The following is a 21,259-nucleotide window of genomic DNA, read 5'->3' on the forward strand; positions in this document are numbered from 1 at the left end:
CTCCGCGCCGCCGCACCGATCCCATTCCGTGCGACATGTCGCCCAGGCTGTCCTGACGATGTCCAACAAGACCCACGAAATCCGCCCCAACCAGTCGATCGAGCTGCTCAAGGAACTGCACATCCTGACGCGCGACGGCAAGATGAACCAGGACAGCCGCCGCAAGCTCAAGCAGGTCTATCACCTGTTCCAGTTCATCGAACCGCTGATGGCCGACGTGCAGCAAACCAAGGGGCATGTCACGCTGGTCGACCACGGCGCAGGCAAGTCGTACCTCGGCTTCATCCTGTACGACCTGTTCTGCAAGGAGCAGCCGGGCGATGGCACCTCGCACATTTACGGCATTGAGACTCGCGAAGAACTGGTCGCCAAGTCGACCGAGCTTGCCGCGCGGCTGGGCTTCAAGGGGATGTCGTTCCTGAACCTGTCGGTGGCGGAGTCGATTACGTCTGAACAGCTGCCGGCCACGATCGACATCGTGACCGCACTGCATGCGTGCAATACCGCCACGGACGATGCGATCCGCTTTGCGCTCGAAAAGCATGCGCAATACATCGTGCTCGTGCCGTGCTGCCAGGCGGAGGTGGCCGGCGTGCTGCGCAAGAACAAGGGCAAGTCGCTCGGCAATGCGCTCACGGAAATCTGGCGCCACCCGCTGCACACGCGCGAATTCGGCAGCCAGGTCACCAACGTGCTGCGCTGCCTGCAGCTTGAAGCGCACGGCTATCAGGTCAGCGTGACGGAACTCGTCGGGTGGGAACACTCGATGAAAAACGAACTGATCATCGCGCAATACAAAGATCTGCCGCGTCGCCGCCCGACCGAGCGGCTGAACGAGGTGATCAGCACGCTGGGCCTGGAAGAGCTGCACGAGCGGTTCTTTGCACCGGCCGGCTCCTGAAGAGAGAAGAAGCAGTAGCGCACCCGACGCACAGATCTCCGCCGTTATGCCAGACGCCTGCCTTCGTGCTGCACCCGCTTGTCTTCGTACATCGCAACATCGGCCTCGCGCAGCGTTTCTTCCAGACGCCCGCCTTCGTGGCAGGTGGCGTAGCCCATGGAAAACCCAAGCTCCGCGCCCGGATAGAACTGGTTGTTGAGTTCGACCAACTTGCGCAGGCTTTCCACCAAGGCCGCACCGGCGTGTGCGTCGGCGCCGGGCAGCAACACGGCAAACTCGTCGCCGCCAATGCGCGCAGCGTGTGCAGGTTTGTCGATGGCCTTGCTGAGCACCTCGCCGGCGCGACGCAGCAGCGCGTCGCCTGCGGCGTGGCCGAGCTGGTCATTCACGCGCTTCAAGTCGTTCAGGTCGATCATGATGACCGTGACCGGGAACGGGCCCTTGCGCTCCAGCCGGTTGATCTCGTCTACGTAGAACGAGCGGTTCTTCAGCTTGGTGAGCACGTCGTGCTTGCCCAGATATTCCAGGTACGACTCGGCTTTCTTGCGCGCGGTGATGTCGGTCAGCGCCAGCAGCACCATGTCCCAATCCTGCTCGCGGCCGGGGAACACCGAAAACTGCAGGTGGATGTTCAGCGTGTTGCCATCCAGCCCGTAATTGACGACCTCGCGCTGCTGGAAGAGCTTGCCATCCCACAGGTCGATCAACTGCTCGCGAAAGTGCGGGCGCATGTCGTCGCGAAAGATTTCCGGCAAGCGGCCAAGCAAGTCGTTGCGGTTGCGCGCCTTGAACATCTCCAGCGTGAAGCCGTTCACGTCGAGCACCTGGATCTCCTGCATGCAGCGCTCGACAAACTCCGGATGCACATCGGTAAACGTGCGGAAATCGGTGATGCCCTGCATGCGCACTTCGTCCAGCAGCATCTTGATGGTGCTGAAGTTCTCCACCCACAGCGACACCGGTGCATGCTCGAACACGCCGCGCGCGTAAAGCTGGCTGGCGGCGGCTCGGCGGCGGGCGTCTTCGAGTTCGGTGATGTCGTCCACGGCCACCAGCACGCGGTCCCACGGCTGATCGTGGTCAGGCAGGACAACGCCCTTGAGCAGGATGTCGAGGCGGCGGCCGTCAAGCGTGTAGTTGACGCTGCGGCTTTCGAACCACGGCTCGCCAGACCAGAGCTGGACGAGTTCGCCCACGTGCGCTTCAAGCATGTCGTCGCGCAGCACGTCAGCCAGGCGCGCGGTGAGGGTTTCCGTATCCGGGGCGGCGTACATGGACAACGTGCGCCGGTTCACGCGCAGCACCTTGATACAGGCCGAACACGCCGCCACGCGAGATACGTCCTCTTCCAGAAAGCGCTGCAGGTCGGTTACGCCGGCGGCGCGCCACTGGGCAAAGAGGCGGTGCAGATCGCTGTAGTCCTCCAGCCACAATGACGTGGGGGTGACATCGAAGAAGTCGATCAGGTTGACACCCACAGCCGCCGGGCTGTTGACGCTATCGGACGCGGATTGCATGAATCGCTCTACGGAAAACAGAAAACACTTCGCAAACCTTGCGAGCGTACCGGTTTTGTGAAAAACCGCGCACAGCGTCCGTCTCATCCGGAAGGATTACCCCCATGCAGGCGATGCGCGGTCAGCTGCTGCAGCGCAACACCTCGTTGAATACCGGGAAAGTTCCCCGGCCAGATTTTCCGACGCTGCGCCGCATTTAGTTTTTCTTTATCTGACGTTGTAAAAATAGCCGCTTCGATTTTTAAGATATTTTCATGAAGCGGGGTATGCATTTCATTTTTTCAACGTGCCTTGCAGAAGTCGCCCATCGCTCGGGAAGGCGCCCGCAGCTTTGCGGATGCGCATACCAAAAACTGCAAATTCCGCTGCAGATTCTCTCGCGCGTGATTTAAAAAACTTCGTCTCGATTCGCAGGCCGTTTCCTCCAGAATCCGTGCATCCCGTGCGCGGGCAGTGATTTGCACCGCGCAAGAAGCGGGTAATTCCTTGTCCCGATTCTGCGGCCTGCCCCCCGATTTTCTTTTGAGCCCTGGGCCGCCGATTCGTTTCCACCCCAGGAGAAATGCAATGCGGGATTCGACAACCCACCGTCGTACGGCCACGACACACACCGGACGGGCCTCCAACGCCCGGACACGTCGCTCGTTCAAGCTGGCACTCGTGGCACAGGCTGCGGCCGCGCTGATTCTGGCCGCGTGCGGCGGCGGCGGAGATGACGCGCTCACGCCGGCCGGCGGCAAGCTGGACGCAAACGGCTCGCAGCAGCAGGGCAATACCAATACCGGCAACACGAATGCACCAGCGCCGGCAGTCGACGCAACGGTGCCGCCGGTGGAACTGCCGGACTACATCAGGCCGGTCAACTACAAGCTGTGGTTCCGCCCGAGCGCAGACCTGAACAGCTTCTCTGGCCGCGCCGACGTGGAGATCAAGGTCACCAAGCAGACCGGCGCCGTGACGCTGGCCGTGCGCGACCTGAAGCTCGACGCCTCGCGCCTGACACTCACGCCCACCTCGGGCGGCGGTGCATCGCGCGTGCTGGTGCCGATTCCACAATCGCAAGGCGCCTTCTACGACCTGCGCGACCCCATCGGAGACATCAAGCCCGGCAACTATGTGCTCCACATGGAGTGGACGGGCACGATCAACTTCACCAAGGCCGAGGGCATCTTCAAGCTGGGCCTGCAGGCGGCAACGGGTGAGAGTTCGGACGCCATCGTCACGCAAGGCGAATCGAACTTCGCGCGCGAGTGGTTCCCGAGCTGGGATGAACCGGCCTTCCGCAACACCTTCGAGGTGACGGCGGAAATTCCGGGCGACTGGAAGGCCGTGGCCAACGGCAGGCAGACGGGCGCCACCAAGCTGCCGGATGGCTATCAGCAGGTGTCGTTTGCCAAGACACCGTCGATGCCGGCGTACCTGCTGTTCTTCGGCGGCGGCAAGTTCGACATCCTGGAAGACCAGTTCACCAACCCGCTCGACGGCAGCAGCATGCGCCTGCGCTGGTGGGTGCCGCCCGGCGAGGCGCACTCGGCGGTCTCCGGCATGCAGTTCACCAAGGAAGCGCTGAACCACTACTACAACTACTTCCAGATCCCGCTGCCGTTCGACAAGATGGACACCATCGTCGCCAACGACAGCTACAACAACAAGAATGCCGGCTTTGGCGGCATGGAGAACTGGGGCGCCATCTTCGAGTTTGCCGACCAAGTGCTGGTGCCGCCCGATGGCGCACCGACAACGGTCCACTCGATGGGCAAGGCGCGCTCGTTCGTCGTGGTGTCGCATGAACTGGCGCACCAATGGTTTGGCGACCTCGTCACGCTGGACTGGTGGGACGATATCTGGCTGAACGAGTCCTTCGCCAACTGGTTCGAGAACGTCACCAAGATCGCGCTGCACCCCGAGTTCCAGGGCAACACGTGGGCCGACTATGCAGCCGTCAAGCAGCGCGTCTACACGTTGGACCTGCAGCCCACCGCCGTACCGGTACAGCACAACCTGAGCGATGCCGGCTCGATGGACTTCCTCGACCGCTTTGCCTACAACAAGGGCGGCCATGTCCTGCAGACGATCGAGAATTACGTCGGCAAGGACGCCATGCGCCGTGGCCTGCAGAGCTACCTGAACAAGTACAAGTTCGGTAACGGCACGCCGCCGCGCCTGTGGGCGGAGCTGGAAGCCGCCAGCGGCAAGCCCGTCGGCAAGGTGGGCGACAGCTTTGTGCGCCAGACCGGCGTGCCGCTTGTCACCATCGATGCACAGTGCAACCCGGCCACCAACCAGAACGTGCTGACGATCACGCAGAAGGCGTTCCCGAACAAGAACGTCTATTCCGGCTATCAGTGGAATATTCCGCTCACCATCGCCTATGGCGATGGGCTGGCGCAAACGCAAACGGTCGTGCTGGACCAGCAGACCGCGCAGGTCACCCTGCCGACGTGCTCGGCCGTGCTGGCGAACCCGACGGGCCTGGACTACTACGTGACCAACTACAGCCCGACGCTGTGGAGCGCGCTGCTGGCGCAGGCCGGTGCCATCAGCAACAAGGCGACAACGACCAACATCGCCGGCGATGCGACGCAGTTGTACAACGCGCAGATCATCGACAAGGCGCTGTATGACCAGATCGTCGGCATCCAGAACATGCAGCCGGCGGTGGCAACGCTGCGTGCCCAGGCTGTGACGCCGACGGGCTCGCTGCGTCCGCAAGCGGTGCAGTTGCAGGAAATGCAGTCGATGGATCGGCCGATCCACAAGTTCCGCTATGAAGGTCTCATGAAGCATCTGACCGACATCAAGCGGTAAGCACCAAAGCAAGCGGGCCGCGTCTTACGATGCGGCCCGCTGCAAGGGTGGCTCCTGATGTTCGGCGGACACAGTCCGCCGTTTTTCATGCGCGCATCACACGGTCCTCACCCGGTGCGATGCAGGAAGGTGGCCTGAACTACGTCGGTCATCCAAATAGCGCTTTCGCCGGTCTGGCCGTGCTCCAGCACCTTGACGGCGCTTTCGAACAGCACGCTGGCCAGCGCATCGGAAACGATGATCTCGATGCGCACGCGCGGCACAAACTCCGTCAGGTCTTCCTTGATGGAATGCGCGCCGGCCTGTGAAGCCGCTGGCGGATAGGCATTCACCTCACCCACCGTCATGCCCGGAAAACCTGGGCAACTGCGCAGCGCTTCATGCATGCGTTCCAGCAGTTGCGGGCGCACTACGATGCGGATTTCCTTCATGCCTTCGACTCCTCATCAAACCATTTGTACAGCGTGGGCAGCATCACCAGCGTCAGCAGCGTGCAGGTCAGCAGACCGCCGATCACCACGATGGCCAGCGGCCGTTGCACTTCCGAACCCGGCCCCGTGGCAAACAGGAACGGGATCAGGCCCAGCATGGCCACGGTGGCCGTCATCATCACGGGGCGGAAGCGCATGCGCGAACCCAGCCGCACGGATTCCTCCACCGACATGCCCTGCTCGCGCAGACTGCGGATCGTGCTGACCAGCACCACGCCGTTGAGCACGGCGATGCCCCATAGCGCCACAAAGCCGACCGATGCCGGCACGGAGAGGTATTCACCCGTGACGAACAGGCCGATGATCCCGCCCACCGAGGCGAACGGCAGCACCAGAATGATCAGCGTGGCATAGCGCACGGAGTTGAACAGCAGGAAGAGCAGGAAGAAGATGGCCGCCACCGTGATCGGCACGATCACCTTCAGGTGGCCCATGGCGCGTTCCATGTTCTGGAACTGACCGCCCCACTCCAGGTAATAGCCCTCGGGCAGCTTGACCTTCTGCGCGACAGCCGCCTGCAGCTCGGCCACGAAGCCGCCCAAGTCGCGGTCGCGCACATTCACGCCCACCACCACGCGGCGCTTGCCCAGCTCACGGCTGATCTGCGCGGGGCCGTCGGTCACATCGATGCGGGCGATGCTCTCCAGCGGCACCTGTGCGCCATTGGGGGCGGCCACGATCAGGTTGCGGATGGCCTCTACGCTGCCGCGATACGCGTCCGGCAGACGCACCACCGCGCTGAAGCGGCGCTCGCCTTCGAAGATTTCCGTGGCTTCCTTGCCGCCGATGGCGGTCTCGATCACGTTGTGCACGTCGGCGGCGTTCAGGCCGTGACGCGCAATGGCCTGGCGGTCGATCGCGATCTGCAGATACTGCTGGCCGGTGATCCGCTCCACGCGCATGTCCTGCGCACCCTGGATGCCCTGCGCGACCTTGGCGATCGCCTCGGCCTTCTCGCGCAGCGTGTTCAGGTCATCGCCAAACACCTTGATGGCCACATCGGAACGCACGCCGGTCACCATCTCGTCCACGCGATCGGAAATCGGCTGTGCCATGACGATCTGCACGCCGGGTAGCACCTGCAGCGCCTTGCGCATCGCCTCGGCAATGTCGTCCTGGTTCCAGCCCTTGGGCCATTCATTGCGCGGCTTGAGTGAGACGATCGGCGTCGATTCGTTCTGGCCCTGCGGGTCGGCCGGAGACTCGCCGCGGCCCACGCCCGAGACGGCCGACTTCACGCCCGGCACTTGCATCACCAGGCGCATGGCTTCCATCTCCATGCGGATCGACTCTTCCAGCGAGATGTTCGGCGCGCGGTTGATGCCGGGCACCACCGAGCCTTCCCTCATCTCCGGAATGAACGCGGTGCCCAGGAACGGCATCAGGGCACCGGTGGCCAGAAACACCGCCACCGCCACGATCACGGTCTTGCGGCCGTTGTTCAGACTCAGTTCCAGCAAGCGCAGATACGGCTTCTTCATCTTGCGGATCAGCCACGTGTCATGGGCGTCGTGCTCGGCGTGGGGGTCGTCGCTGTGTTGGCCTTCCACGTGCTTGTGCACCTTGGGCTTGAGCAGATACGACGACAACACCGGCGTCAGCGTGAGCGACAGCACCAGCGAGAAGAACAGCGCAATGGCAATCGTGAACGCCAGCGGCGCGAACATCTTGCCTTCCATGCCCTCCAGCGTCATCAGCGGCAGGAACACCAGGATGATGATGCCCACGCCAAAGATCACGGGCGTCGCCACCTCCGTCACGGCATGGAGGATGACGCGCGCGCGACTCTCGTTCGGGTCGCGCGGCTTGGCGAGGTGCGCGAACGCGTTTTCCACCACCACCACGGAGCCGTCGACCATCAAGCCGATGGCGATCGCCAACCCGCCGAGTGACATCAAATTGGCCGAAATGCCGAGCTTGTTCATCGCCATGAACGTGAGCAACGGCGTGAGGATCAGCGTGCCGACCACGATGAGCGATGAACGGATGTCGCCCAGGAACAGCAGCAGCACGATCACCACCAGCACCACACCTTCGGCCAGCACCTTGATGACGGTCTTCAGGGCCGAATCCACCAGCTCCGAGCGCTCGTAGTACGGCACGATCTTCAGGCCGTCGGGCAGCATGCCGTCGTTGTTGATGGCCTTCACGCGATCCTGGATGCGGGCGACCACTTCCTTCGCGTTGCCGCCGCGCATCATCATCACGACACCGCCGACGGATTCCGTCACACCGTTCTTGACCACCGCCCCCGCACGCACCGCCGTGCCGATCTTCACATCGGCCACGTCGCGAATCGTGAGTGGTGTGCCGTTGACCTCCTTGAGCACGATGGCGCCAATGTCGTTGGTGTCGCGCACCAAACCCACGCCGCGGATCAGGTACTGCTCCGCAAAGTGCGGCAGCACCCCGCCGCCCGAGTTGGCGTTGTTGGCGGCCAGCGCCTCGAACACCTGCTTGACGGTCACGTTGTGGTGGCGCAGGCGCTCCGGGTTGACGAGCACCTGGTACTGCTTCTCGTAACCGCCCTGCGAGTTGATCTCGGCCACGCCCGGAATGGAGCGCAGCAGCGGCCGCACCACCCAGTCCTGCGCAATGCCGCGCTGGGTGAGTTCCTCGACCGAGAGTTCCTTGTCGCCGTCATCCGGTTTGTCGAGCGTGTACTGATACACCTCCCCCAGGCCCGTGGATACGGGACCAAGCACTGGCGTCACGCCTGCGGGCATGCGCGACTGCACCTCGATCAACCGCTCCATCACAAGCTGGCGCGCAAAGTACACATCGGTCTCATCGGTGAAGACGAGTGTGATGAGCGACAGGCCCGGCTTGTTGAGCGAGCGCATCTCTGTCAGCGCCGGCAGACCCGTCATCGCCATTTCGACCGGCACAGTCACAAAGCGCTCGACCTCTTCCGGCGAGCGCCCCGGCGCTTCCGTAGCGATCTGCACCTGCACATTGGTCACGTCCGGAAACGCGTCAAGCGACAGCTTGCGTGCGGCGTCAAACCCGAAGAACAGCAGCACGGCGGCGATCACCGCCACTACGAGCCGTTGCTTGAGCGCGCCGCGAATCAATGCGTCGATCATGCGCCCTCCATCTCGGCGCGCTTGCGCTCGTTGTTCAGATGGAAGCCGCCTTCAACGACGATCGGCTGCCCGGCCTGCACGCCGGAGACGACCGGGCGCACCCCGTTCGATTCGTCGCCGAGCTTGACCGGCGTGAGCTGGTAGTTCGTGTCGCTGGCACGCACGAACACGTAGTCGCGGTTGTCTTCACGGACCACGGCGGACGTCGGCACCACCACGCGTTCTTCCGGGCGCGACTGGATGATCAGCGTGGCCAGCATCGACGGTTTGAGCGTGCGCTCCACGTTGTCCACTTCGGTGCGCACCGTGACCGTACGCGTCTGCGGGTCGACAATGTCCGACACCCAGATCAGCTTGCCGACAATGCGGTCGCCCGCGCCGGTATCGATCTCCACGGCCTGGCCGGCGCGCACGCCGGCGGCGGCGTTCTCTGGCACTTCGCCCACCACCCACACGCGCGACAGATCGGCCACGGTAAATAGCTCGTCGGCCGGCTGCACGACCTGACCGCGCGTCACCTTGCGCTCCACCACCGTGCCGCTGATGCTTGCCACCACGGGCGAGATCGACGACATGCCATCCGTGCGCTTCTTCGCCAGCGTGCCGGGCGACACGCCCATCACGCGCAGTTGGTCGACGGCCGCGCGCACTTCGGCATCGGCCATCGCCAGTTCGCTCTGCCGCTTCTGCAACTCGGCTGAGCCGATCACGTCGGCAGCCAGGAGCAGCTTCGCGCGTTCCAGCGCGCGGGCCTGCAAGTCACGCTGCGCGGCGGCCTTCTGGTAGGCGAGCTGCGCGGCGCCAAGCTCCGTGCTGTGCAGTCGCGCCAGGATGTCGCCTGCCTTCACGCTCTGCCCCGGCGTGGCGAGCAGCTCCGTCACACGGCCCGTGACAGTGGCACCGATACGCGCAACGCGCTGTTCGTCAAACGCAATCTGCCCGGGCACGCGCAAGTGCTCGGCAATCGGTTGCTTGCCCACGGGCGCCACTTTCAGGCGCTGCAACAGCGTGGGCTGTGCAACCACCAGGTTGGGGGCGACGGCCTGCTGTGCGGCCTTGGTGTCGTTGGCGGCGTCTTTGCCGCAGGCGCCCAGCAACAGCATCGCCGCCAGGGCAACACCGGCCAGCCGGATCGAAGAAGAGAAAGAAGAAGGTGCGGTCATGGTCTGGCTGGATTCGTAAGTTCGTGAGGCAACACGGCGACTCGGGCGTGTCATTGGGCCTCCGGGCGCAGGCGGTCGAGTTCGACGGCAGCCGTGCGCAGGTCCGCGCGTGCGGCAATCAGGTCGTTACGTGCTTGGCGAAAAACGCGCTGGGCATCGAGGTAATCGAGAATCCCGCGCTCGCCGTGGCGGTATGCGGCTTCGGCCACGCGCAGCGCCGATTCGGCCTGCTTGATGACGCCGGATTCCAGCGCGCTGACTTGCGACTCCGCAATCTCGTATTGGCGATAGGCCGATTCCACCGCTTGGCGCATGCGCAGTTCGCGGTCGCGCAACAGGGCGCGGGCACGTTCGCGGGCGGCCACGGCTTCACCAACGGGACCATCACGGCGGTCGAACAGCGGAATCGACATCACTAGGCCCACGCGGCTGTCTTGCAGATCGGGCTGGCGATCAACCGACCCTCGCAGCGCGACGACGGCCAACGCTGGCTGCGCTCGTGCGTCAGCCGGGCTTCGGCCTCGCGCACGGCGGCGCGGTCGGCTTCCAACTCCGGATGCGTGGCGAGGACCGTACTGACCAGATCTGCCAGAGGCGGCAGATGCGCCACGGAGGGCGTTTCCGCACCGGCATCGACATCGAACGTCTGCGGCAGATCGGCGCCAATGGCGCGGCGCAACTCAGCCAGCGCCTGCTGCACGCGCAGTGCAGCGGCCTGCTCGTTGCGCTGCGCATTGAGCAACTCTGCGTCGCCACGAATGAGTTCGTAACGCGGGGCTTCACCGGTTTCCACCCGCACGGCCACGCCACGGCGGATCTGCTCGACGAGCGTCACGTCTTCGCGCGCGTTGCGCTGCTCGGCCTCGCGGCGCACCACGTCGTAAAAACGCAGCTTGAGATCGGCCTCTACGTCGCGTGCCTGCGATCGGGCGGTGGCTTGCGACGCTTCGTACGCGGCGTCGGCGGCTTGCGTACGGGCGGCGCGCTGCCACGGCAAATCGAGCTTTTGCGTGATCGACACGCTATTGGTGCGGCCTTCCGCCGCACCCGACATGCGAGCACGCTGGCGGCCGGCCATGGCTTCTACCTCGGGGTTGGGCCAGGCGCGCGCGGTGGCGATGCCCGCCTGCGCCGCCTGCACCTGCGCCTGTGAAGCGGCGAGTGCCGGGTGGTTGGCGCGGGCCAGCTCAAGTAGCTGCTGCAAGGTGTAGCGGGGCTGCGCGGGCGCCTCATGAGCCCGGGCGGTGGAAGTCTGTGCGCCACGTTGCGAAGGTGCCGAGGGTGCGGCGTTGGCGTGGACGGCAATTGCAGCCAGCACTGCGGAAAGAACAGCACGTCGCGACACGCGCGCACCCGCTGCGGGGCGCGGGGTGGCCGCATCCTGATTGGACAACATCCGAAATCATCCTGAAAAAGAAGAACAGGCAAGCGCGAACGCCCAGCCGGTCAACGGGCCGGTTGGCGCAGCACTAGCAACTCAAGGGGATGGTTTCCGGCGAAAGCCGGAGATCAGGCGCGTGCGGGAGGACGCAGCATGGGGGCCGGCGTGGGGCCAGCCTGGAACGGGGGAAGACAGACACGGACGCGCGCGACACGCAAGCCGGGCGTCAACACCATAGGAGGCGGCGGGAGCCAGAGTTCCGGCGCGTCGCTGGGGTGGTCGGGGGCGGCGGCGCTGGTCGTAGGCGCATCGGGTGCATCGGATGCGTGCGCAACCCAATGTTCAACGCTGAAGCACTGGCCGGGCTGCTTGACCGCCTTGCCGAGCGCGACCTTGATGGCGCGCTCGAAACCCTTGCTAGGCTTGGCAACGGGCGGAGCATCGCCGGGCATGTCGTCGACCACGGCTTCGATTGCTTCCAGCGCGTCATCGGCGGCTTGGCCATCGGGGAAATGCGTGGCCGAGAACACCGAAACGGTGAACAACAAGCACCAGATCGTGACGATCCACCGTACGCCCCGCGCGCGCGACAGCGCGCCCCGCGCGGTCGCGCGAGACAACGTCGGCAAGGCGGAGGAAAGATTCGTCACAAACATGGGCCCGGAATACTATCGGAAAAATGCTGCATCTGCACACAACGTCTGGCAGATCGCGCGGATGTCAATCGGAATCGACCTGCGTTTTGCGGACCCGTTCCATTTCAGGCCAATGTGCGCGCACCCAGTCGTCCAGGCCGACGAGCGTGCGGTTGAGCGATTCGCCGAGCGGACTCAGACGATATTCGACGTGCGGCGGGACGCTGTCGTAGATGGTGCGCAGGATGAGGCCGTTGGCTTCCAGCTCGCGCAGCGTCTGCGTAAGCATTTTCTGCGAGATGCCGTCGCCCACGCGGCGCAGGAGTTCGTTGTTGCGCACGGGGCCGTTTTCCAGCGCCGGAAAGATGCGCAGCGCCCATTTGCCGGCGATCAGCTCGAGTGCGCGCATGGACGGGCAGGCGTCCACGGTGCCTTCAGGGAAATTTTTCGGCGTTGATGATGAGGACGGAGCCATGCTGTCGGCCATGGGGCCTCCGGAACACGATTGGGATACATGTGACCGTACCGCCAATCGTGCCGCCCTGTAACGCGCCTCGTCAGTCGAGTTGGCCCTGGCAGACGTACTTGGTGTGGAGGTAATCGTCCACGCAGGAGCCGCACTCCTCGTCCGCGTGATCGATCCAGTCAATGAAGATCAGTGAGCAGCAACGCGCGCGGCAATCGCCTCGCCCACCTGCGTGGTATTGGCGGTGCCGCCCAGGTCAGGCGTGCGCGGGCCGTCCTTGAGCACCGCTTCGATGGCCGCGACGATGGTGTCGTGCGCCGCCCGCCCCGCGCCCTGCCCTTGCGTCAGGAAATCCAGCATCAAGGCGCCTGACCAGATCATCGCGATCGGGTTGGCGATGTTCTTCCCGTAGATGTCCGGCGCCGAGCCGTGCACGGGCTCGAACAGCGACGGGAACGTGCGATCGGGGTTCAGGTTGGCGGAAGGCGCCAGGCCGATCGTGCCGGTGGTGGCGGGGCCAAGATCGGAAAGGATGTCGCCGAACAGGTTGGTGGCGGCCACCACATCGAAGCGATCCGGCTGCAGCACGAAGCGCGCGGTCAGGATGTCGATGTGCTGCTTGTCGAGCGTGACGCCCGGGTAGTTTTGCGCGACTTCCTCCGCGCACTTGTCCCACCACGGCATGCTGATGGCGATGCCGTTGCTCTTGGTGGCAAGCGTCACGTGTTTGCGCGGGCGGCTCTGTGCGAGGTCGAAGGCAAACTTCAGCAGGCGCTCTGCGCCCTTGCGCGAGTAGACCGATTCCTGGATCACGATCTCGCGGTCGGTGCCTTCGTACATGATGCCGCCGAGCGATGTGTACTCGCCCTCGGTGTTCTCACGCACGACGTAGTAATCAATGTCGCCGGGCTTGCGATTGGCGAGCGGGCACGGCACGCCTTCAAACAGGCGCACGGGGCGCAAGTTGATGTATTGATCGAACTCGCGGCGGAACTTGAGCAGCGAGCCCCACAGCGAAACGTGATCGGGCACCGTGGCCGGCCAGCCGACCGCGCCAAAGAAAATCGCGTCCATGCCATTGAGCTGCGCCTTCCAGTCGTCGGGCATCATCTGGCCGTGCTGCTGGTAGTAGTCGCAGCTGGCCCAATCGATGGGGTGGCACTCAAGCTGCAAGCCAAAGCGCTTGGCCGCTGCCTGGATGACGCGTAGGCCTTCTGGCATCACCTCGCGGCCGATGCCGTCTCCTGGAATGATCGCGATGCGGAATGCGGGAATCATGTCGTTCCTTTTGCTTCTCTGTTAGATGGAAACCGCCGCGGAATGGGCCGCCGTGCGGTCCCGCTCGTCAAGCCAGCCCGGGCGCAGTTCGGGCACCGAGTTGGCTGGTTGCTCGCAGTATGGATGATGCGGGCCACCACGATCAAAATCGGACGCCCATACCCACGCCGCCCATGGTGGTTACCTTCAGGTGCGTACTTGTTCCCGCACCGCACCGTCCTTACTCTGGGTGCATCGCAACGCATCCGCTTGCCAGCCCGGCAGCGGACACCTCGGAGGTTCCATGCTTCAAACCGCCTGGCTGTGGCTGCTGGCAGCCGGGGCTGTGGAGATCGCCATGGCGGTCTCGCTCAAATTTGCGCAGGGGTGGACGCGCCCGATCCCCAGCGTGCTCGGCATCGTGACGGCGCTTGCGAGCGTCTTCCTGCTCACGCATGCCATGCGCGGCCTGCCTGCCGGCACGGCCTACGCCATCTGGACGGGCATCGGCTCGGTGGGCGTGACGGTGCTGGGCATCGTGCTCTTTGGCGAGAGCATGCAGCCCGCGCGCCTGGCCTGCATCGGGCTGGTGATTGCCGGCACCGTCGGCCTCAACTTCTTCAACGCAGCGTAAAACCGCATCAGGAGTCCACCATGACCCGCCTGCTCCATATCGAAGCCTCACCCATGAAAACGCTGTCCCACTCCATCGACGTGGCGAAGCAGTTTCTCGACGCCTACCGTGCCGCACACCCCAACCACGAGATCGACACGATCGACTTGTGGAGCCAGAACATTGACCTGCCCGAATTCGACGCCGATATGATCGGCGCCAAGTTTGCCGTCCTGCGCACCCAGACCGCCACGCCGGAGCAGCGTGCGCAATGGCAGCGCGCCGTGGCGCTGTCGCAGCGCTTCAACGCGGCAGACCACTATCTTTTCTCCGTACCGATGTGGAATTTTGGCGTTCCCTATCGGCTCAAGCACTTCATTGATGTGGTGACACTGCCAGGGCAGAACTGGAACTGGTCGCCCGCCACGGGCTATCAGGCGCTGCTTTCGGGCAAGAAGGCGGCGCTTATCTACGCCAGCGCCGGGGCGTACGCCGCGCACACGGAAGGTGCCAGCGAATCGCCGGACGATTTCCAGAAGCCCTATCTGCGCCGTTGGCTGCGTTTTCTCGGCATTGAAGATGTGACGGAGATCAGCGCCGCGCCCACGCTGACGGCGCCCGATCTGCTCGCGGCGACCAAGGCCGATGCCAAAGCGCGGGCGGCGGCATTGGGCGCAGCCTTCTGGGATGCACGTCTGCCCGCGGGGTTGACCGCGAACCAAAGTGTATCTAACATGGTTACACTTTTGCGCCTAACCCCATGTCTACCAGCAGCCGCTTCGCCGTCGCCGTCCACATCCTCACCCTGCTTGCCAGCGCAGAGGGGCCGGTGCCGTCTTCGCTCATTGCGGGCAGCGTGGGAACGAACCCGGCGCTGATCCGGCGTCTGGTGGCGCAATTGGCGGATGCCGGTTTTGTCGCCTCGCAGATGGGCGCAGCGGGCGGCGCCACGCTGGCGCGGCCGGCAGAACGCATCACGCTGCTCGACGTCTTTCGTGTGGTGGAATCTCCGGTGCTGATTGCGCTGCCGCCCAATGCGCCCAATCCGGCGTGCGAGGTGGGCCGTGAGATCACCGGCGTGCTGGAGCGCGTGACGGAACGCGCGCAGGCCGCGCTGGAGGCCGAGCTGGCTGCGCAGACCATCGCCGGCATCCTCAGCGAGGTGGGGCACGCGCAGCGCCGCCGCCGTCGGGCCTAGTCGGGCCGCATGTCGGCCTATTTTTTTATTCCTATATGTAACTGCATTAATTACATATAACGTTTCAACCACCCAGACCAACCACAAGGAATTGACCATGAAGATCGCAATCATCGGCGCCACGGGCCGCGTGGGCACCCGCCTGATCGACGAAGCACTGCGCCGCGGCCACCAGGTGACGGCCATCGCGCGCACCGCCTCGAAGCTGCCGGAGCGTGCCGGCCTGACGACCAAGGATGTCGACGTGGCCGACCAGGCGGGGCTCGTGGCCGCGCTTGCCGGCAACGATGTGGTTTACAGCACCGTGCGTTTTCTGCAGGCGAATGCCGACCAGATTGTTGGAGCGGTGAAGAAGGCCGCCGTGCCGCGCCTGCTGGTCGTCGGTGGCGCCGGCAGCCTGGAAGTGGCACCGGGCGTCGCGCTGATCGACACGCCACAGTTCCCCAAGGAGTACTTTGAAGAAGCCTCGGCCGGCCGCGATTTCCTCAATGCGCTGCGCAAGGAAACCGAGCTGAACTGGACCTTCGTTTCGCCGTCGGCCATCTTCGAGCCGGGCGAGCGGACGGGGCACTTCCGCGTCGGCAAGGATTCGCTGCTGGTGGATGCAAACGGCAAACCCTGGATTTCGATGGAGGACTACGCCATCGCCTTCCTCGACGAAACGGAAAAGCCGGCACACCCGCGCCAGCGTTTCACGGTCGGTTACTGATCAGCGGCAGGTGGAAGGCACGGCCAGTGCGCCAATCAATGGCTGGGCGTGTCGGCCATGCCGGGAGGCGCATCGTCGGGCTCGATCGGCTCGGGCGCGGAATCCAGCGCCGGCAGGCGGATCACGATCGCGCAGCCCCTGCCCTCCGCATGCGTCAGGCCGTCTTCGATGGCCACCGAGCCATTCCCCAATTCAACGATACGGCGCACGATCGCCAGGCCCAGGCCACTGCCCTGCGACTGGCTGGTGCGCGGGCGGTAGAAACGCTCGAACACGCGATCGCGCTCGTCGGGCGGGATACCGGGGCCGGAATCTTCAATGCGCAGTTCGACCATCGGCACGCCCGCCTGCTCGATGCGCTTGACGGCCACGCGCACCTCGCCACCGTTGGGCGTTTCGCGCACGGCGTTGTCGAGCACGTTTTCCACCAGCGTCGCGGCGTCTTCATGCGATACCGAGACCCACGCCTGGTTGGCGCCGTCATACGACAGCGTGATGTTGCGACGCTCGGCGCGCGAGGCTTGCTGAATCACGCCGCTGCGCGCACAGCCGGCCAAGTCCGACAATGCGCCCTGCGCAAGTTGCGCCTCCACGCGGCGCGCGTCCAGCCGGGCAATGGCGAGCAGCTTGGCGAGCGACTGCGTTGCGCGCGAAATGCCACGATCAAATTCGCGCAGCGCGGTAGAACGGTCGTCTTCGCTGTCGGAATGCGACACGACATACGCCTGCGCCTGAATGGCCGCCAGCGGCGTGCGCAGTTCGTGCGCGGCATCGGCAAAGAAACGGCGATCTGCCTCGATGCCGCGACGCACGCGCGCAAACAGCCCGTTCAAGGCTTCGACCAGTGGCTTCAGCTCGGCATGCTCGACGCTTTGCACAGGGTCGAGGTCGGCAGAATCGCGCGCCTCAACCTGACGCGTGAGCGTGCGCAGAGGCTTGAGGCCCTGGTGCGCGGCCCAGCCGACCATCACCATCAGTGCGCTCGCCAGGATGGCCAGCGCCACCGCCACTTCCTGGAAAAGATCGCGGATGGCGCGCTCGTAGGCAGTCAGCGGCTGCGCCACCGTAGCGGAAATCTTGCCGTCGACGCTGTCGACCGTGTAGCTGCGCCACGGCTTGCCCTCCAGCATGATCTCGACGACGGTGCCGTGTGCCTTGCCGCATGGCATGGTGGGCGCACCGGGGAAGGCGGTGATGACGTTGCCGGCGCGATCGCACAGCACGTACCGGAATTCGCCAGGCAGGATGTTGGGCAGCGACAGGCCCAGCTTGATATCGGTAAGGCGGCGCAGGAATTCTTCGCGGCGCGGCACGTCATCCATGTTGAGCGTGGTGAGGTCCGCATAGGCCTGCGCCGACATGCGCAGATCGCTCACCACCTGGCGGCTGTTGGTGCGCGAGATTTCCAGATGCGCGATGACGAGCTGCACCAGCAGCATCAACACCAGCGCGAGCAGGATCAGCACATACAGGCGGAACGACAGCGAGCGAACCCGCAGGATGGCTGGAACCGCCAGCTTCATTGGGCGGCCCCGCGGTTGCCACCGATCATGTAACCGACACCGCGAATGGTCTGGATGGTTTCGTTGCCGAGCTTGCGGCGCAGGTGGTGGATGACGACCTCCAGCGCGTTGGCGCTCACGCTGTCGCCCTCACGATAGAGCGCGTCCATGAGCGTCTCGCGCGGTACCCACCGGTGGGCGCGGCGCACCAGTTCAAGCAGCAGCTGGTATTCGCGCGGCGTGAGTTCGATGACCTGCCCCTCTTGCGTCACGCGCTTCTGCGAGGGTTCCACCACCAGGTTGCCGACGTTCCACTGATTGGTGCTCTGCCCCGCATGGCGGCGCAGCACGGCGCGCAGACGGGCGATGAGTTCGTCCACGGGGAACGGCTTGACGAGAAAATCGTCCGCGCCGGAATCCAGGCCCTTGAGCCGTTCCGACAGCGCGTCGCGCGCGCTGGCGATGATGACGGGCACGTCGCTGTGCGCGGCACGCAGTTCTTCCAGGAAAGTATGGCCTTCACCATCGGGCAACCCGAGATCGAGCACGATGGCTTCGAACGTGTTGGTGGTGATCCATTTCTGCGCGTCGACAAGGCGGCGCACCCAGGTCGCGTTGTAGCCGGCCTGACGCAGCGCGCGGGCCAGCGCCGTGCCCAACGGCAAATCGTCTTCGATGAGGAGGATGGCGTTCATGCGCGGGAATCTCGGCGGCGGTAATGACGGTAAACGGACAACCGGCACCTGGAAAACAGGCGCCGGCGAAGGTCGAAATCTACCGCAACGGACTGAGCTTTACCTTAAATGTGTGGAGGCACGTGACGAAGAAGTCTCCTCGCCAATACATACCGGGCGCGGGCTCGGGCATGCAACGTGGCGTTTAGCTATCATTCCGAAATTCCGATTGCATTTTCCTTAAGCCGCCGAGCATGTTCCGCCTGCCCACCACCGCCACCGCGCCGTTCTGCCCGTCCGAGGTGCGCGGCACCGTTGCCGTCCCGCCCGGCCTGCCCCTGTGGAAAAAGCTGCTGCGCTTTGCGGGGCCGGGGTTGCTGGTGTCGGTCGGTTATATGGACCCGGGCAACTGGGCGACCGACATCGAAGCCGGTTCGCGCTACGGCTACGCGTTGCTGTTCGTGGTAGGGCTCTCGAGCCTGGCGGCAATGGTGCTGCAGTGCCTGTCGGCGCGGCTTGGCATCGTCACCGGTATGGATCTGGCACGTGCCTCGCGCAACCGCTATCAGCCCGGCCCGTTACGCGTGCAGTGGCTGATGGCGGAGCTGTCCATCATTGCGTGCGACCTGGCTGAGGTGCTTGGTTGCGCGCTGGCCTTCCACTTGCTGCTCGGTGTGCCGATCCTGTGGGGCGTGGCGCTCACCGCGCTGGACACGCTGATCGTGCTGGGCCTGAAGGGCAAGAACTTCCGCCAGCTGGAAGCCATCGTGCTGGGGCTCATCCTCACGATCGGGCTGTGCTATTTCGTTGAACTCGTGCTCATCAAGCCGCATTGGCCGTCGGTGGCTGCAGGGCTGATGCCCTCGTGGCAGGCCGTGAGCCAGCGCGAGCCGCTGTACCTGGCGATCGGCATCCTGGGCGCGACGGTGATGCCGCACAACCTGTACCTGCATTCATCCATCGTGCAGACCCGCATGACGGCCAGCACCGAAGCCGCCAAGCGCGAGGCCATCGGCCTGTCGCGGCTGGACACCATCGTGTCGCTGGGGCTGGCGCTGCTCGTGAACGGTGCAATCCTGATCCTGGCCGCAGCGGCATTCAACGCGCACGGCCACCAGAACGTGGCCGACATCGAGGATGCCTACCACCTGCTGGAGCCCATCGTCGGGACGGCGCTGGCCGGGCTGCTGTTTGGCATCGCGTTGCTGGCGGCGGGGCAAAGCTCGACCTTTACCGGCACCATCGCGGGGCAAATCCTGATGGAGGGCTTCCTCGATTTGCGCATGCCCTGCTGGCAGCGGCGGTTGATCACGCGGGCGCTGGCGCTGATCCCGGCGTTCATTGGCGTGGCGATGCTGGGCGACCACGCCATCGGCAAACTGCTTGTCATCAGTCAGGTGGTACTCGGCCTGCAGTTGCCGTTTGCGATGTTTCCGCTGATCCGCATGACAGGCGATCGCACCTTGATGGGCGTCTTTGTTAACAGCCGATTCACGTCGTGGCTGGCGTGGGGCCTGTTCGTCGTCATCGGCGTCGCCAATATGTGGCTGGTATGGCAGGTACTGGCGGGCTGATACGCACATTGCGGGATTTCCCCCACTAAAAATCCGCGCACGGGGCTGCCCGCCGCCATTAGAATGCGCGCTTTGTTGCGCAATCCGGCCACGCCCGCGCCCGCATCATCCCGTCGCGCCCGAAGGCCTTTCTTGTCCTGCCTTGAGCGCGAACCTGCCTACCGCCTCCGACCTGCCCGACGCCCGCACGCCCTCGCTCGACTATCAGGCGCGCCATTTCGTGCCGATGATCCTCGCGCTGAGCAAATGCGGCGTGCTCGGTTACGGCTTCGCGATCATGCTGGGCTGGTCGGTCGGGCTGCTGCATCGGCCCGAGCCGTTGCTTGGACTGCTGCTTTTGCTGATGGCAATCGTGGTGACGGCGCAGCGGCATCGGCATACCGGCCTGTGGGGGCTGCTGGCGCTCACGCACCTGTTTGCCGAAGAGGTGGCCATCATCGCGTTCGGTTATCAGGCCGGGCTCCAATGGGTGCTCCCGGCGTTCTATCTGATGCCGCTTGCCACCAGCCCCGCGTGGCTCACCCGGCGCGATTTCTGCATTGCCATGGTGATGTGCGCCGCCGGGCCGCTCGTCGCGCTGCTCATCGCGCCGGAACCGGCCACGGCAATCCGCCACGGCTGGCTCGGTCTGGTGCTTTATCTGCCGATCTGCATTGCCGCAGCGGCGGTCATTCACCACTACCTGCTGCGCGCCATGGCCCGGCACTTTGCGGCCGAACGCAGCCTCGCCGATCGCGCCAACACGGACCACCTGACCGGCATGCTCGCGCGGCAGCGCTTCTTTGAACTCGGCAGCTTTGCGGTCGAGCGCGCGCAGCATCATGCCGAGCCGTTGTGCGCGTTGTACCTCGACGTCGATCACTTCAAATCCATCAACGATACGTGGGGACACGCCGCCGGCGACGAAGCGCTCGTCGCGCTCTCCGATGCGCTGGCGGGTGTGCTGCGCCCCGCCGATCTCTTCGGCCGCCTGGGCGGGGACGAGTTTGCCGTGCTGCTGCCGGGCTGCGGCCTGACGGGCGCGCTTGCGGTGGTCGAACGGCTCAAGACTGCCGTGGCCCGCACGCAAACGCCCGTCGGGCCCCTGACGGTGAGCGTTGGCGCCGCGGCGCTGCGCCCCGGGCAAGACCTTGCGCGCCTGCTGGCCGATGCCGATCTCGGCCTGATGGAAGCCAAGCGTCAGGGCCGCAACCGCGTGTGTGTATCGACTGACGCCGACCCCGCGGCAACGCTGCGGCCGTAGCGCAGGCACGCTATGTGCGGCGCAGCATCCGTGTTTTCTGC

18 protein-coding genes and 1 pseudogene are annotated in these 21,259 nt (G+C 64.7%); 8 read left to right on the forward strand and 11 right to left on the reverse strand.

Translation table 11 applies throughout. The features are described from left to right. Positions 1–58 precede the first annotated feature (58 nt). Positions 59–901 carry a class I SAM-dependent methyltransferase gene (locus tag BEK68_RS02965; protein WP_024541783.1) on the forward strand — a complete coding sequence of 281 codons (843 nt, stop codon included), beginning with the start codon at positions 59–61 and terminating at the stop codon, positions 899–901. A gap of 44 nt (positions 902–945) precedes the next feature. On the opposite strand, the gene BEK68_RS02970 is transcribed toward BEK68_RS02965, so the two are convergent. Further along, positions 946–2,418 carry a sensor domain-containing diguanylate cyclase gene (locus BEK68_RS02970; protein ID WP_024541782.1) on the reverse strand — a complete coding sequence of 491 codons (1,473 nt, stop codon included), beginning with the start codon at positions 2,416–2,418 and terminating at the stop codon, positions 946–948. An 83-nt stretch (positions 2,419–2,501) separates the two neighbouring features. Beyond that, positions 2,502–2,690, reverse strand: a complete 189-nt coding sequence (locus tag BEK68_RS25675; RefSeq protein ID WP_161779849.1) for a hypothetical protein — start codon at positions 2,688–2,690, stop codon at positions 2,502–2,504. A gap of 295 nt (positions 2,691–2,985) precedes the next feature. Here BEK68_RS25675 and BEK68_RS02975 point away from each other — a divergent pair, with 295 nt between their 5' ends. Further along, positions 2,986–5,226, forward strand: a complete 2,241-nt coding sequence (locus BEK68_RS02975) for a M1 family metallopeptidase (RefSeq protein ID WP_024541781.1) — start codon at positions 2,986–2,988, stop codon at positions 5,224–5,226. Between the two features lie 107 nt (positions 5,227–5,333). On the opposite strand, the gene BEK68_RS02980 is transcribed toward BEK68_RS02975, so the two are convergent. From BEK68_RS02980 to BEK68_RS03010, 7 genes and pseudogenes are all read right to left on the reverse strand, one after another. Then, positions 5,334–5,657 (reverse strand): P-II family nitrogen regulator, encoded by a 324-nt coding sequence (locus BEK68_RS02980; RefSeq protein WP_024541780.1) that lies wholly within the window; start codon positions 5,655–5,657, stop codon positions 5,334–5,336. Continuing rightward, complete coding sequence (locus tag BEK68_RS02985) at positions 5,654–8,803, reverse strand: efflux RND transporter permease subunit (protein ID WP_024541779.1); 3,150 nt, start codon at positions 8,801–8,803, stop codon at positions 5,654–5,656. The genes BEK68_RS02980 and BEK68_RS02985 overlap by 4 nt, the downstream gene beginning before the upstream one ends. After that, positions 8,800–10,020: an efflux RND transporter periplasmic adaptor subunit gene (locus BEK68_RS02990; RefSeq protein ID WP_024541778.1), complete on the reverse strand. Its 1,221-nt coding sequence runs from the start codon at positions 10,018–10,020 to the stop codon at positions 8,800–8,802. Before BEK68_RS02990 ends, BEK68_RS02985 begins: the two co-directional genes overlap by 4 nt. Then, a pseudogene (locus BEK68_RS02995) lies at positions 10,017–11,362 on the reverse strand (TolC family protein). Before BEK68_RS02995 ends, BEK68_RS02990 begins: the two are co-directional and overlap by 4 nt. Before the next feature lie 113 nt (positions 11,363–11,475). Then, on the reverse strand, positions 11,476–12,003 hold the full coding sequence (locus BEK68_RS03000) for a hypothetical protein (RefSeq protein WP_024541776.1): 528 nt from the start codon (positions 12,001–12,003) through the stop codon (positions 11,476–11,478). Between the two features lie 64 nt (positions 12,004–12,067). Further along, positions 12,068–12,469 carry a winged helix-turn-helix transcriptional regulator gene (locus tag BEK68_RS03005; RefSeq protein ID WP_004631535.1) on the reverse strand — a complete coding sequence of 134 codons (402 nt, stop codon included), beginning with the start codon at positions 12,467–12,469 and terminating at the stop codon, positions 12,068–12,070. 168 nt (positions 12,470–12,637) lie between these two features. Next, complete coding sequence (locus BEK68_RS03010; RefSeq protein WP_024541775.1) at positions 12,638–13,726, reverse strand: tartrate dehydrogenase; 1,089 nt, start codon at positions 13,724–13,726, stop codon at positions 12,638–12,640. 283 nt (positions 13,727–14,009) lie between these two features. Between BEK68_RS03010 and BEK68_RS03015 the strand changes: the two genes are divergently transcribed. The 4 genes from BEK68_RS03015 (at position 14,010) to BEK68_RS03030 (ending at position 16,225) form a co-directional block, all read left to right on the forward strand. Then, positions 14,010–14,339, forward strand: coding sequence for a DMT family transporter (locus BEK68_RS03015; protein WP_024541774.1), 330 nt, complete (start codon positions 14,010–14,012; stop codon positions 14,337–14,339). Between the two features lie 20 nt (positions 14,340–14,359). Next, the gene (locus BEK68_RS03020; RefSeq protein ID WP_024541773.1) at positions 14,360–15,196 is read left to right on the forward strand and encodes an FMN-dependent NADH-azoreductase; all 837 of its coding nucleotides are present in this window, start codon (positions 14,360–14,362) and stop codon (positions 15,194–15,196) included. After that, positions 15,079–15,516 carry an Rrf2 family transcriptional regulator gene (locus tag BEK68_RS03025; RefSeq protein ID WP_024541772.1) on the forward strand — a complete coding sequence of 146 codons (438 nt, stop codon included), beginning with the start codon at positions 15,079–15,081 and terminating at the stop codon, positions 15,514–15,516. Before BEK68_RS03020 ends, BEK68_RS03025 begins: the two co-directional genes overlap by 118 nt. A 97-nt stretch (positions 15,517–15,613) precedes the next feature. After that, a complete protein-coding gene (locus BEK68_RS03030) occupies positions 15,614–16,225 on the forward strand; it encodes an NAD(P)-dependent oxidoreductase (RefSeq protein WP_024541771.1) in 612 nt (203 codons plus the stop codon). A gap of 35 nt (positions 16,226–16,260) precedes the next feature. Here the strand turns inward: BEK68_RS03030 and BEK68_RS03035 are convergent, their stop codons facing one another. Continuing rightward, positions 16,261–17,748: an ATP-binding protein gene (locus tag BEK68_RS03035; protein WP_024541770.1), complete on the reverse strand. Its 1,488-nt coding sequence runs from the start codon at positions 17,746–17,748 to the stop codon at positions 16,261–16,263. Then, entirely contained in the window at positions 17,745–18,422 is a 678-nt protein-coding gene (locus BEK68_RS03040; protein ID WP_004631528.1) for a response regulator, read from the reverse strand. The genes BEK68_RS03035 and BEK68_RS03040 overlap by 4 nt, the downstream gene beginning before the upstream one ends. A 233-nt stretch (positions 18,423–18,655) precedes the next feature. On the opposite strand from BEK68_RS03040, the gene BEK68_RS03045 reads away from it, so the two are divergent. Beyond that, complete coding sequence (locus tag BEK68_RS03045; RefSeq protein WP_024541769.1) at positions 18,656–19,975, forward strand: Nramp family divalent metal transporter; 1,320 nt, start codon at positions 18,656–18,658, stop codon at positions 19,973–19,975. Positions 19,976–20,117: 142 nt separating this feature from the next. Then, complete coding sequence (locus BEK68_RS03050) at positions 20,118–21,218, forward strand: GGDEF domain-containing protein (protein ID WP_024541768.1); 1,101 nt, start codon at positions 20,118–20,120, stop codon at positions 21,216–21,218. Positions 21,219–21,259: the final 41 nt, after the last annotated feature.

It is taken from the genome of Ralstonia pickettii, assembly GCF_001699815.1.
Classification (GTDB): domain Bacteria; phylum Pseudomonadota; class Gammaproteobacteria; order Burkholderiales; family Burkholderiaceae; genus Ralstonia; species Ralstonia thomasii.